The following is a 13,128-nucleotide window of genomic DNA, read 5'->3' on the forward strand; positions in this document are numbered from 1 at the left end:
ATAAATAGACAGGTACACAGATAGGAGTACGTCTAGTGGGCTCGGAGATTTGTATAAGAGAGAGGGTTCCACCAGAGTGGTGGAACCGGCACAAATGCTTATACGGTTATCGACGGCGCCGTCCGCGATTGTTCGGAGGAGTCGTGATCGGATCCCAGCCGCGGCGTACCGGGCGGGCGCCGGCACCCCGGGACTCATCCCGCGAACGGTAGACGATGTACGGGCGGAACAGGTACGGGATCGGCGCCGAGAACACGTGGACCAGACGGGTGAATGGCCACAACGCGAACAACAGGCATGCGGTGATCACGTGGAGCTGGAAGAAGATCGGAACCTGCTCCATCATTTCCGGGTGGGGCTGGAAGATGATCATCTGCCGAATCCACGGGGAGATCGACTCGCGGTAGGAGTAGCCCGCCCCGAAAACCTGGTACACCAGCGTGGCTAAGGTGCCGAAGAACAGCGTGGCCCCTAGGAACACGTACATGATCTTGTCCATTGGGGTCGTTGCCAGGAAGACCGGGCCGACCGTGCGGCGGCGGTAAATCAGGATCGCCAGGCCGGCCAGCGTCAGGATGGCAGCCGCGGTGCCGAGCCATGTCGCGCCCAGATGGTACATGTGCTCGTCGATGCCGATGGCGTACAGCCATTCGCGCGGGATCAGCAGGCCGACCACGTGGCCGGCGATCACCATCAGGATGCCCAGATGGAACATCGGCGAACCCCAGCGCAGCAGCCGGCTTTCGTAGGTCTGGCTGGAACGGGTGGTCCAGCCGAACTTGTCGAAGCGGTAGCGCCAGATGTGCCCGACGATGAAGACCACGGCGCAGGCGTAGGGAAGCACTACCCAAAGCAGAAGCGATCCGGTACTCACGGGTTCCCCCTAGGACTGAACGGTGGAAGGTTTCCAAGGAATGAAAGGCCCACGGTTTCGGTGGGAGGCCCTTCGCTGACCAGCGCCAGCACCCGCTCCTGGGTGGCTGCGTCGACCGGAGGCAGGGACAGAGTGATGGTGCGGACCAGCGGTGCCCAGATGCTGCCAGTCGCTTCCAGCGCGGCGCGCAGCACCTCGATGCCCTCCACATGGGCGGCCAGCAGGGCCTCGGCGATCTCGTCTTCGCTGCGCGCGGAGAATTCCAGCACCGCGGGCAGGTAGTCCGGCAACTCCTCGGCCTCGAAGTCCCAGCCGGCGGCCCGGTACGCCTCGATGAAGGTGACCAACGCGGTGCCGCGCTTGCGGGTGTCCCCGGTAGCGAAGTAGCTCAGGTACAAGCTGCACTTGCGCTTCAAGTCGAAGGTGTCCACGTAGTCGCGCTGCAGCTGCCCGGCCCCGGTCTGCCGGGCGGCGTCGATGAACCCGGCGAAGAAGCCGGCGATCTGCGGGGGAACCCGGACCAGATGGGACTCGAGCTCGTCGAGCCGGGCGAACCAGGCCTCGTCCGGGTAGTCCAGCAGCAGCGAGGCCAGCATGTGCACCCTGGAGCGCTCGGAGCGGTTCATCCTCACCGGCTCCAGCCGCCCGGGCAGCGGGCGGGTGGGGGTCGCCCGGTTGAATAGCCGCGGAATCATTTTTTCTCCTCAGGCGGGAACAATCCCTCGGGTTTGCCGTTGCCGTCCCAGTTCAGCAGGTTCACGCGCCCCGGACTGGATGGCCGGTCCGCTGTCTGCCGGTTCTTCAGCGAGTGGAAGTTCTCCACCGCCACCGGGACCGAGGCGCCGGAAGAGGAGCCGAATGGTCCGGCGCCGCCCATGCCAGGGCCGTCCTCGAAGTCCAGCGAGCAGCCCATTTCCTCCAAGTCGTGGGCCTGCTCGGCGTGTGCGGCCGGGATGACGTAGCGTTCCTCGTACTTCGCGATGGCCAGCAGCCGGTACATCTCTTCCATCTGCGCGCCGCTCATGCCCACCGCGTTCGCGATGGACTCCTCGCGCGTATCGTGCAACGAGATGCCGCGCATGTAGGAGCGCATGGCCGCCAGCTTGCGCAGCGACAGTTCCACCGGCGCCGGATCCCCGGCAGCGAACAGCTCCGCCAGGTAGCCCACCGGGATGCGCAGCTTGTCGATCGCGGCGAACAGGTTGTTCACGTCCTCGCCGTCGTTGCCGGTGTTGGTGACCACGTCCACCACCGGGGAGAGCGGCGGGATGTACCAGACCATCGGCATGGTGCGGTATTCCGGGTGCAGCGGCAGCGCGACCTCGTAGTCGCGGATCAGCCGCCAGATGGGGCTGGCCTGCGCGGCGGCGATCCAGTCCTCCGGAATGCCCTCGGCGCGGGCGGCCTCGATGACCGCCGGGTCGTTCGGGTCCAGCAGCACGTTGCGCTGGGCGTCGAGCAGCTGGTGCTCGTCCTCCACGCTGGCTGCCGCGGCCACCGCGTCCGCGTCGTAGAGCACCAGGCCCAGGTAGCGCAGCCGTCCCACGCAGGTTTCGGCGCAGACCGTGGGCAGGCCGACCTCGATGCGCGGGTAGCACAGCGTGCACTTCTCGGCCTTGCCGGTGCGGTGGTTGAAGTAGACCTTCTTGTACGGGCAGCCCGAGACGCACATGCGCCAGCCGCGGCAGGCGTCCTGGTCCACAAGCACGATCCCGTCCTCCGCGCGTTTGTACATCGCGCCCGAGGGGCAGGAAGCCACGCAGGAGGGGTTCAGGCAATGCTCGCAGATGCGCGGCAGGTAGAACATGAAGGCCTTCTCGTACTCGGCCTTCACCTCCTCGCTCATCTTGGCCAGCAGCGGGTCCTGGTCCATGGTCTCCAGCGAGCCGCCCAGGTTGTCGTCCCAGTTCGCGGACCAGGAGATCTTCATGTCCTTTCCGGTCAGCAGCGACTTCGGGGTGGCCACCGGGGTGTGCTCGCCGGAAGGCGAGTTCAGCAGCATGTCGTAGTCGTAGGTCCACGGCTCGTAGTAGTCGTGGATCTCGGGCAGCTTCGGGTTGGAGAAGATGCGCGAGAGCTTGTGCAGGCGCCCGCCGTCGCGCAGCCTCAGCCGGCCGCGCTTGTTCAGCGTCCAGCCGCCGCGCCACTTGCCCTGGTCCTCATAGGTGCGCGGGTAGCCGACGCCGGGCCGGGTCTCCACGTTGTTGAACCACACGTACTCCACCCCGGACCGGTTGGTCCAGGCCTGCTTGCAGGTCACCGAGCAGGTGTGGCAGCCGATGCACTTGTCCAGGTTCATCACCATGGACATCTGGGCCATGACCTTCATCGGTACTGCACCTCCTGGTTGCGGCGGCGGATCGTGGTGACCTCGTCGCGCTGGTTTCCGGTGGGGCCGAGGTAGTTGAACGCCCAGGCCAGCTGCCCATAGCCGCCGATCAGGTGGCTGGGCTTCATGAGGATGCGGGTCAGCGAGTTGTGGATGCCGCCGCGTTTGCCGCTGGTTTCCGCGATCGGCACATCCACAGTGCGGTCCTTCGCGTGGTACATGTACACCGTGCCCTCGGGCATGCGGTGCGAGACGATCGCGCGGGCGACCACCACGCCGTTGCGGTTGTAGGACTCGATCCACTCGTTGTCCCTCACTCCGATCTTCGCCGCGTCCTGCGGGGACATCCAGATGGTGGGGCCGCCGCGGGAGAGCGAGAGCATGAACAGGTTGTCCTGGTACTCGGAGTGGATGGACCACTTGGAGTGCGGGGTCAGGTAGCGCACCGCGACCTCGGCGTTGCCGGACTGGTGCGAGCCGACCTCGCCCAGCCGCGCGTCGCCGAACAGCCGGTGCATGTCCAGCGGCGGCCGGTAGATCGGCAGCGTCTCGCCCAGCTCCTGCATCCAGTCGTGGTCCAGGTAGAAGTGCATGCGCCCGGTGAGCGTGTGGAAGGGCTTGAGGTGCTCGACGTTGATCGCGAACGCCGTGTAGCGCCGACCGCCGTGCTCCGAGCCTGACCACTCCGGGGAGGTGATGACGCTGCGCGGCTGCACCTGCACGTCCTTGAAGGAGATGCGCGAGCCCTCGTGCTCCTCGGAGAGGAACGCCATCTGCTGCCCGGTGTGCTCTTCCAGCTGCTTGAAGCCTGCAGTGGCCAGCCGTCCGTTGGAGGTTCCGGAGAAGGCAAGGATCATCTCGCAGGCCTTCTGGTCGGTGTCCAGCTTGACCGCGCCCTCGGCTGTGGCCCCGTTCAGGCTTCGCAGCGTCTCGATCTCCGGGGCGACCTGGTACTTCACTCCCTTGGTGACCATGCCGAGTTTCCCGGTCAGCGGTCCCAGGGTGCTCCAGCGCTCGTAGAGGTTCGGGTAGTCGCGCTCCACGACCGCCAGCTTGGGCATGGTCAGCCCCGGCACCCGCGGCGCATCCTGCGGCACCTGGCCCTTAACGGTGGCCATGGCATCCGGGGTGTCGTGCTGCAGCGGGGTCGCGACCAGGTCCTTGCGCTTGCCCAGGTGGGTCGCGGCGAACTGCCCGAAGCGCTTGGCCATCTGGCCGAACAGCTCGAAGTCGGTTTTCGTCTGCCACGGCGGGGCGATCGCCGGGTTGAAGGAGTGGATGAACGGGTGCATGTCGGTGGAGGACAGGTCGTACTTCTCGTACCAGGTGGCGGCCGGGAAGACCAGGTCGGAGAACAGCGTGGTGCTGGTCATGCGGAAATCCGCGGTGGCCAGCAGGTCGAGCTTGCCCTCCGGCGCCGCCTCGTGCCAGGCCATGTCCACAGGGCGCGAGCCTTCCGGGGTTTCCGGGGCGCGCACCGAGGCGTCGGTGCCCAGCAGGTGCTTGAGGAAGTACTCGTTGCCCTTGCCGGAGGAGCCCAGGATGTTCGCGCGCCAGATGAGCACCACCCGCGGGAAATTCTGCGGGGAGTCCGGGTCCTCGCAGGCAAAGGCCAGCGAGCCGTCATTCAGCGAGTCCACCACGTGGGCCGCGGGCTCCTTGCCCGCCGCCTCCGCCTCGTCCACCAGGTCCAGCGGATTGCGGTTGAACGTCGGGTAGTCGGGCATCCAGCCGCGCTTGATCGATTCGACCAGGCAGTCGGCGGTGGTGCGGCCGTCGAACTTGCCGGTGGCCAGCGGGGAAGCCAGCGAAGTGGCCGGCAGCCCGTCGTAGCGCCACTGGTCGGTGGCCAAATACCAGAAGGCGGTGCCGATGGTGTGCCGCGGCGGGCGGCCCCAGTCGCCGGCGGCCGCGTACTGCTGGTAGCCGGTGATAGGGCGGACCTTCTCCTGCCCGACGTAGTGCGCCCAGCCGCCGCCGTTCACGCCCTGGGTGCCGGTCATCATGGTCAGCGCCAGGAAGGTGCGGTAGATGGTGTCCGAGTGGAACCAGTGGTTGGTGCCCGCGCCCATCAGGATCATTGAGCGGCCCCCGGACTTCTGGGCGGTGTCGGCGAACTCGCGGGCGATGCGGATCGCCTGCTGCGGCGGGACCCCGGTGTGTTCCTCCTGCCAGGCCGGCGTGCCGACGGTGGAGGCGTCCATGAAGCCCCTCGGCCAGTCGCCGGGCAGCGAATCGCGCCCCACGCCGTACTGGGCGAGCATCAGATCGAATACCGTGGTCAGCTGCTTGCCGGCGATCCTCACCACCGGCACGCCACGGGAGAGCACCCCGGATCCGCCGGCATGCTCCTGCCCGGCCTCGGGGGCAAGGTCGAAGCGCGGCAGGCTGATCGCCGCCGCCTGCCCGTCCCAGCTGTCCAGGTCCATGACCGAGAGCATGGGAGTGATGTCTCCCAGATCCAGGTTCCACTGGCCCTTGTCCGCGCCGGAGAAGCGGTGGCCCAAGGTGCCGCGCGGGACGCGGGCGGTGCCGCTCGCATCCAGCAGGGCGGGCTTGAACGCCGCGTTCTCCTCCTGCTCCAGGCCCAGGTCCGCGGCGGTGAGGAACTTGCCGGGCACCGGGGTGCCGGTGGCGCTGTCGATTTCCACCAGGAACGGAGAGTCGGTGTAGCGGCGCATGTAGTCCTCGAAGGGCGCGGTGCGCTTCTCGACGTAGTGCTCCTTGAGGATCACGTGACCCATGGCCATGCCCAACGCCGCGTCGGTGCCCGGCTGCAGTGCGACCCACTCGTCGGCGAACTTGGTGTTGTCGGTGTAGTCGGGGGAGACGGTGACGACCTTCTGCCCGCGGTAGCGCGCCTCGGCCATGAAGTGGGCGTCGGGGGTGCGCGTGACCGGGACGTTCGAGCCCCACATGATCAGGTACTGCGCATTCCACCAGTCGGCCGATTCAGGCACGTCGGTCTGGTCGCCGAACACCTGCGGGCTGGCCACCGGGAGGTCGGCGTACCAGTCGTAGAAGGAGAGCATGGTGCCGCCGATGAGGTTCAGGTACCTGGAGCCGGCGCCGTGCGAGACCATGGACATCGCCGGGATCGGGGAGAACCCGGCGATCCGGTCCGGGCCGTATGTCTTGACCGAGTAGACCTGGGCGGCCGCGGCGATTTCCAGCGCCTCGTCCCAGGTGGTGCGGATCAGCCCGCCCTTGCCGCGGGCCTTCTTGTAGCTCCTGGCCTTGGCCGGGTCCTCGACGATCGAGGCCCAGGCCTCCACCGGGTCGGGGTGCGCGGCCTTGGCCTCGCGGTACAGCTTGGCGAGCACGTCGCGGATGTACGGATAGCGGACCCGGGTGGGGGAGTAGGTGTACCAGCTGAACGCCGCGCCGCGCGGGCAGCCGCGGGGTTCGTATTCGGGGGAGTCCGGGCCGACGGAAGGGTAGTCGGTCTGCTGGGTTTCCCAGGTGATGATGCCGTCCTTGACGTACACCTTCCAGGAGCAGGACCCGGTGCAGTTCACCCCGTGGGTGGAGCGGACCACCTTGTCGTGAGACCATCGGTCGCGGTAGAAGACGTCGCCTTGGCGCCCGCCGGAAAGGAACATTGCTCGCAGGTCTTCACTGGTATCGCCGCGGCGCAGGAATCTGCCCATGGAAAGCAGCGAATCAGCGAGAGGGCCATCAGTGGCCGGCGGTGTGCGGTGTGGCCGATCTGTCATGGCTGGGTCTCCCTAACTGTGGCTCGTGCCACCAGCTTCGTCCTAAAGTTCGAGAGTTTCAAGGGGTGGGGTTCTAAAAGGTGTAGATCGAGTACCCGGTGTTCACTGGCGCGAATTTAGTCCCGGACTCTGGCGCGGGGCTGGATCTACGTTTAGGGTGCTCAATAGAAGCTGTGTGAAAACTCTGTAACTTTGCCCCGTGGAGGGTTGAAATGAGCACGAATTCCGCACCGTCATCGGCGACCGCCCAGCCCGAGCTGCGCGGCCAATTTCCGCAGGTTCTGCTGGCCACCCTGGCCAGCGCCGTCGGCTTCTGGGCATGGATGCTGATCGCCCCGATCCAGAAGTACTACTCCGAAGGTATGAACCTTTCCGAGGGCCAGATCTCCCTCATGCTGGCCACTCCCGTGCTGGTCGGAGCGCTCGGGCGCATCGTCACCGGAGCGCTGACCGACCGCTTCGGGGCGCGCAAGATGTTCACCGTGGTGCTGCTGGCGTCGGTGCCGGCCGTGCTGCTCGTGGCGCTCGCCGGAACGATCGGAAGCTTCGTGCTGCTGATCGTCGCAGGCACCCTGCTGGGCATCGCCGGCACCATCTTCGCGGTGGGCGTCCCGTTCTCCAGCGCCTGGTACGAGCCGAAGCGGCGCGGCTTCGCCAACGGCGTGTTCGGCATGGGCATGATCGGCACCGCGGTCTCCGCGTTCTTCACCCCACGGCTGCTCAGCGGCTTGGGCTACTTCGGCACCCACCTGTTCATCGCCGGGCTGCTGGTGGCCATGGCCGCGCTGGTGTGGTTCTTCCTGCGCGAGTCCCCGGCCTGGACGCCGAACGCCCAGCCGCTGGTCCCCAAGGTGATGGGAGCGCTGAAACTGCCGATCACTTGGCAGATGTCCTTCCTCTACGGCATCGTCTTCGGCGGGTTCGTGGCCTTCTCCACCTTCCTGCCCAAGTACCTGACCACCATCTATCCCGACCAGGTGGACCCGGTGGGCGCCGGCACGCGCACCGCGCTGTTCGCGGTGGCCGCGGTCATCGCCCGTCCGATCGGCGGCGTGCTGGCGGACAAGTTCGGGCCGAAGGTCATTGCGCTGATCTCGCTGGCCGGCATCGTGTCGCTGGCCTACATCGTGGGGCAGCAGCCGGAGGAAGGCATCCTCACCGGAACCGTGTTCATCCTGATGGCTTCCGCCATGGGTCTGGGCATGGGCGCGGTGTTCGCATGGATCGGCCCGTCCACCCCGCCGGAGAAGGTCGGAGCGGTCTCCGGCGTGGTCGCGGCCGCCGGCGGCCTGGGCGGATACTTCCCGCCGCTGGCCATGGGCGCGACCTATCACGCGGAAACCAACTCCTACGCGCTGGGCCTGTGGCTGCTGGTGCTAGTCGGAACCTTTGCGCTGGTCGTCGCCGGCATGCTGCGCGGCTCCCGGGACAAGGCCGCGTAGCAGGCTGGACTCATGGAAGAGCAGGTGGCGCTGTACAGCGGGCAGGGAGCCGTCATCGGCCGGGCCCCGCGGTCCCGGGTGCGGAGGGAGAACCTGCGCCACGGCGCCACCGGAATCGTGGTGTTCAACCCGCAGGGACAGGTCTACGTCCACCAGCGGACCTGGAGCAAGGACCTGTACCCCGGATTGTTCGACTTCACCGCGGGCGGGGTCATCCAGGCCGGGGAGGACCCGTTCGACTCAGCGCGCCGGGAGGCGGCCGAGGAGCTCGGGGTGCGCGGCGAGCTGGTGAGCCTGGGCCAGGCGGACTACGCCGACGCGCACGCCAGGTACCGCGCGTTCCGCTATTGGACGATCGCTCCCGGCCCGCTGGAACTGCAGGCCGCGGAGGTGCTGGGCGGGGAATGGATGGAGGTTTCCGAGCTGCTCGCCCAGGTTGACGCCGAGCGCTGGCGCTTCATGCCCGACGCGGTCGCGTTGTTCCTGCCGTGGCTTGCATCCCTGGCGGCGCTACCGCCGGCCGCCGGCCGGTAAAATCGTGAACCATGGCTATTGGCGCAACTATACGGACCTTTGACATCCAGCTCTCCGACATGGATCGAGGGGTGTACGAGGAACTGTCCCTGCGCGTGGCGCAGCACCCTTCGGAAACCGACGCCTATCTGGTCACCCGGGTGCTGGCGTACTGCCTGGAATTCGAGGACGGCATCGCCTTCGCCGCGGCCGGGGTGTCCAACGGCGAGGAGCCGGCCGTGCTGGTCAAGGACCTCACGGGCCTGACCACCGCCTGGATCGAGGTCGGCGCGCCTGACGCGCAGCGCCTGCACGCCGGCAGCAAGCTGGCGGACCGTGCGGCCGTCTACACCCACCGCGACCCGCAGCGGCTGCTGGCCTCCTGGAGCGGGAAAACCATCCACCGTGCCGAGGACATCGTGGTGCGTTCCTTCGACTCGAAGTTCGTCGACGCTGCCGCGGCAGAGCTGACCCGCCGCAACATCATGTCCCTGTCGGTCACCGAGGGCCAGCTTTACCTGGAGCTTAACGGCGCCTCGCTGGAAACCCAGATGCAGGAACACCAGATCGGCTAGGCGATGCGTCGGAAGCGGGGGCCCTCGTAGTCCCCGCGCTCGACGAGATCGTCGAACATCTCCAGCGGGCGGGCCCAGAAGCTGTAGTCGCCGTAGAGCGTGCGGTAGAAGACCAACTGCTCCTCGGTCTCGCTGTGCCTGCCCACGGCGAGCACCTCGTAGCGCTGTCCCTTGAAATGCTCATAGATTCCGGGTTCGATGCCCATGGATACGATCCTTCTGAAATGTTGTTGATCTGCAGATAGTGCGCGCGGATGGAACCGCGCGGCAACCGAATGGCATCTCCCGGGCGCGGTGGCCACGGGCCGTTTGGATGCGACCGGTCCGCCGGGGTTTTTGGTTCGCCGTGGCGTTTGGTCCGCGATTCGTCTTGCGGGTATCGCTGGCTGCGACATATGGCTCAAGCACGACGATGCGAAAGGCACCATCATCATATCTACGGCGGAACAACCGCGGCCTCCGACCTTCCCGAGCGGAAGAAGTCGATACTTGACGCGATCTAAACTGTGGCGCGCTGGCGGGAAATCCCTACCGTCGATACTTGCTTCCCCATCCGTTTCATTTTGGATTTTCAGGAAGTGGAAAAGTCAGTAGGCTAGCGATCTTCGACAGGAAAGGATTTCGATTTTCGCCGAAGCAACCAGCATCACGCATCTGCGGAGAATGGGATTGCCCATGGCCAACCATCCAGGCGCAGGTATTCTCATTGCAAGAAGTGCCGTGCCACGTAGGCGCGCAGAGGCCTCTGTGCAGGCGACTGATATCTGGGGGGATACGGTGATCTACCACTTCTTCGGCTGGTCTCTGGTGCTGTGATGGCGGCAGAGACCAGCTTTCTAATTTGCCCCCCCCAACAGAATGCCAAAGATGCCTCTTCTCGTGCATATGGGTCGCGAGCATGCTTGAAAGCCAAGACCCTCCCCGTGACCGTGCCGGACGGCGAAAGTGGCATTGAAGAGCCAATCCTGAGTTGGTGGAGAGCGATCAATGGAGCAGGGGTCCTACTTCGCAAAGTAGGACCCCTGTCCTTGTCGTGCAGGCTAGGCCCGTTTACGCGTAAGCAGTCCCCAAATAATGAGGACGAGCAGCGAACCACCGATGGCCAGCAACCACGTCGAAAGCGACCAGAATTCGTTCACTCCGACACCGAATGCCGCGGAACCAATCCAGCCACCAATGACGGCGCCGACAACGCCGAGGAGCAACGTGGCGATCCAGCCGCCACCCTGCTCGCCTGGCTTGATCGCCTTAGCAATCGCACCGGCGATGAGGCCCAAAACAATCCAACCAATGAAACCCATAACTTCCTCCTAGTGGATCGAGTGACTTCGTTCAGCATCTGGACTGAGATGCACTTTATGAACGATAGCGTACCGACCAGTATGTGGTAAGCATGGACACGAGGGCATTTATTAGGCATTCGCCGAAATTCGGTTGTCTGCTGCGCAATATTGACGCTTGTGCCATCCGCGACAGCATCCGTTGTGTCTACGATATCGGCTTGCGACAACTGGTTGCAGAGTAAAGCAATCCATCTGCGTGCCTCGATTGTTCGGTGCACGGTTCAGTTCGACGCCACAGATTATCGCCCTGGCATTCTGGGAAGGGTGAACAGGGTTAGGGGGTGTCGGGGAAACTTAGTGTTCAAGTCCTGCCGTTGCCAAAGAAAAACAGGATCCTGCGTATTGAGGCGGGAGCTGGTCGGCGTGTGGAGGTGTTTCGGGCCCAGTAGGTAATGCCTGTTCCTTCTCCGACCCGATGAGCCCCTTGCCTCATCCAGCCGGAGGAGGACTGGGTTCTGCACCCGGGCTCCTGAGGGCACGCGTGCGTAGCCCGTCCGGCAGCCCCGGCAGGCTAGTGGTGTATTTCGTCCTGCTTACGCGATGCTCACAAAGGACACCTCAGACTGAGGTTTCCTGGGCGCAAGCGTGCGGGCCGGCGTGGTGGTGGAAGCCGTTCTCGCCACGCATGAGGGGCATGCCACGGCGACCTTCCACTGGACGACGCGCCCGCGCCCGGTGCGCAGCGTCGGATCGTTAAAAGAAGAAAACCCCTAGCTAACTAGGGGTTTTCATTGGCGGTGACGGTGGGATTTGAACCCACGGTACGGGGTTACCGTACACAACATTTCGAGTGTTGCACCTTCGGCCGCTCGGACACGTCACCAGACCTGATAACTCTATAACGAACATCTGGCGAATGCCAAAACGAAGGGGCTCCAATCGGGCGCAAGTGGCCCGAAACACAGTTTTCCCGGCTGCGGCTCAGCGCTTGGATCTGAAGAAGTCGCGCAGCAGGCCGGCGCATTCCTGCTCCCTGACGCGGGGATAGACCTCGACCCAGTGGTTCAGCCGCGGTTCGCGCACGATATCGAACACCGAGCCGCAGGCCCCGGCCTTCTCGTCCCAGGCGCCGAACACCACCCGCGGGATGCGCGCGAGCACGATCGCTCCGGCGCACATCGCGCAGGGTTCCAGCGTGACCACCAGGGTGCAGTCCTCCAAGCGCCAGCCGTCGTCCTCGCCGCGCGCGGCCAGGACGGAGACCGCGTTGCGGATGGCGACGACCTCGGCGTGGGCGGTGGGGTCCTTCAGGGCTTCGCGTTCATTGCGGCCGGTGGACAGCAGCTTTCCGTCGGGGGAGATGACCACCGCGCCGATGGGGACGTCGTCGGTGGCCAAGGCGGCCCGGGCCTCGTCCAGCGCGAGGTCCATCCAGGCTTCGTGTTCACGGTTCATAGTGCTCCAACCATACGTGTTCGGGTGCCGCCGCCGGGGACGGCGGGCGGTTTTACTGTTCGCTTGGGCACATAATCCGGATTTCCGTCGGGGAATTGCCGGAATTCCTCGATCGGGCAAAGGCCGGGCTGATAGATTTTGATGCATGCGCGTACAGGTAGTCGACCACCCGTTGGTGGCACACAAGGTCTCAGTTCTTCGTGACAAGAACACCCCGTCCTCGATTTTCCGCCAGCTGACCGATGAACTGGTCACCCTGCTGGCCTACGAGGCCACCCGCGAGGTGAAGACCGAGCAGGTCGAGGTCGTCACCCCGGTCGCGGTCACCACCGGTACCACCATCGCCAAGCCGACCCCGCTCGTCGTCCCGATCCTGCGCGCAGGCCTGGGCATGCTCGAAGGCATGACACGCCTGGTGCCGACCGCTGAGGTCGGCTTCCTGGGCATGGCCCGCAACGAGGAAACCCTGGACATCATCACCTACGCCGACCGCGTTCCGAACGACCTGTCCGGACGCCAGGTGTTCGTACTGGATCCGATGCTGGCCACCGGCGGCACCCTGGCCGAGGCCATCAAGTTCATCTTCGAGCGCGGCGCCAGCTCGGTGACCTGCATCTGCCTGATCGCCGCGCCGGAGGGCGTCGAACGCCTGAAGTCGATCCACGGCGACGACGACCGCGTGCACGTGGTGCTGGCCTCGCTGGACGAGAAGCTGGACGATAAGTCCTACATCATCCCGGGCCTGGGAGATGCCGGCGACCGCCTGTACGGCGTCACCCCGCCGATCGCCTAGTTTTCCGGCGCCGGCGGTTCTCCGCCGGACAACGCGAAAGGGGCTGCCCGCACCACTGGTGCGGGCCTGTCTCTTATACAAAAATACGAGCCCACGAGACGGACACCTATATCGTGTGTCATCTTTTTTCTTAAAACATAACACGTAT

The 13,128-nt window shown here is 65.4% G+C and carries 11 protein-coding genes and 1 tRNA gene; 4 read left to right on the top strand and 8 right to left on the bottom strand.

From position 1 onward, the window contains the following. Nucleotides 1–106: 106 nt before the first annotated feature. The 4 genes from narI to RF641_RS17410 are packed head-to-tail and all read right to left on the bottom strand — an operon-like array spanning nt 107 to nt 6,853. Entirely contained in the window at nt 107–874 is a 768-nt protein-coding gene (gene narI / locus RF641_RS17395; protein WP_053797333.1) for a respiratory nitrate reductase subunit gamma, read from the bottom strand. Continuing rightward, complete coding sequence (narJ, locus tag RF641_RS17400) at nt 871–1,569, bottom strand: nitrate reductase molybdenum cofactor assembly chaperone (protein ID WP_113607682.1); 699 nt, start codon at nt 1,567–1,569, stop codon at nt 871–873. The genes narI and narJ overlap by 4 nt, the downstream gene beginning before the upstream one ends. Then, nucleotides 1,566–3,203, bottom strand: a complete 1,638-nt coding sequence (gene narH / locus RF641_RS17405) for a nitrate reductase subunit beta (protein ID WP_053797335.1) — start codon at nt 3,201–3,203, stop codon at nt 1,566–1,568. Before narH ends, narJ begins: the two co-directional genes overlap by 4 nt. Further along, nucleotides 3,200–6,853 (bottom strand): nitrate reductase subunit alpha, encoded by a 3,654-nt coding sequence (locus RF641_RS17410; RefSeq protein ID WP_424573726.1) that lies wholly within the window; start codon nt 6,851–6,853, stop codon nt 3,200–3,202. The genes narH and RF641_RS17410 overlap by 4 nt, the downstream gene beginning before the upstream one ends. A 278-nt stretch (nt 6,854–7,131) precedes the next feature. Here RF641_RS17410 and RF641_RS17415 point away from each other — a divergent pair, with 278 nt between their 5' ends. Genes RF641_RS17415 through RF641_RS17425 form a run of 3 tightly spaced genes read left to right on the top strand, consistent with a single transcriptional unit; the run spans nt 7,132 to nt 9,449 of the window. Beyond that, nucleotides 7,132–8,361 (top strand): MFS transporter, encoded by a 1,230-nt coding sequence (locus RF641_RS17415; RefSeq protein ID WP_053797337.1) that lies wholly within the window; start codon nt 7,132–7,134, stop codon nt 8,359–8,361. Nucleotides 8,362–8,373: 12 nt separating this feature from the next. Next, nucleotides 8,374–8,895 carry an NUDIX hydrolase gene (locus tag RF641_RS17420; protein WP_053797338.1) on the top strand — a complete coding sequence of 174 codons (522 nt, stop codon included), beginning with the start codon at nt 8,374–8,376 and terminating at the stop codon, nt 8,893–8,895. An 11-nt stretch (nt 8,896–8,906) separates the two neighbouring features. Beyond that, entirely contained in the window at nt 8,907–9,449 is a 543-nt protein-coding gene (locus RF641_RS17425; RefSeq protein WP_053797339.1) for a YaeQ family protein, read from the top strand. Here RF641_RS17425 and RF641_RS17430 read toward each other — a convergent pair. The 4 genes from RF641_RS17430 to tadA all read right to left on the bottom strand — a co-directional run bounded on the left by RF641_RS17430 (nt 9,446) and on the right by tadA (nt 12,187). After that, complete coding sequence (locus tag RF641_RS17430; protein ID WP_047117982.1) at nt 9,446–9,655, bottom strand: DUF1653 domain-containing protein; 210 nt, start codon at nt 9,653–9,655, stop codon at nt 9,446–9,448. The genes RF641_RS17425 and RF641_RS17430 overlap by 4 nt on opposite strands. Nucleotides 9,656–10,489: 834 nt before the next feature. Continuing rightward, nucleotides 10,490–10,750 carry a GlsB/YeaQ/YmgE family stress response membrane protein gene (locus RF641_RS17435; RefSeq protein WP_047117981.1) on the bottom strand — a complete coding sequence of 87 codons (261 nt, stop codon included), beginning with the start codon at nt 10,748–10,750 and terminating at the stop codon, nt 10,490–10,492. Between the two features lie 774 nt (nt 10,751–11,524). Continuing rightward, nucleotides 11,525–11,615, bottom strand: a tRNA-Ser gene (locus RF641_RS17440). Between the two features lie 98 nt (nt 11,616–11,713). Next, on the bottom strand, nt 11,714–12,187 hold the full coding sequence (tadA, locus tag RF641_RS17445) for a tRNA adenosine(34) deaminase TadA (protein WP_053797340.1): 474 nt from the start codon (nt 12,185–12,187) through the stop codon (nt 11,714–11,716). Between the two features lie 145 nt (nt 12,188–12,332). Between tadA and upp the strand changes: the two genes are divergently transcribed. Then, on the top strand, nt 12,333–12,980 hold the full coding sequence (gene upp, locus RF641_RS17450) for a uracil phosphoribosyltransferase (RefSeq protein ID WP_053797341.1): 648 nt from the start codon (nt 12,333–12,335) through the stop codon (nt 12,978–12,980). The last annotated feature ends 148 nt before the right edge of the window (nt 12,981–13,128 follow it).

This window comes from Arthrobacter sp. 'calajunan', from assembly GCF_046940185.1.
Lineage (GTDB): Bacteria > Actinomycetota > Actinomycetes > Actinomycetales > Micrococcaceae > Glutamicibacter > Glutamicibacter soli.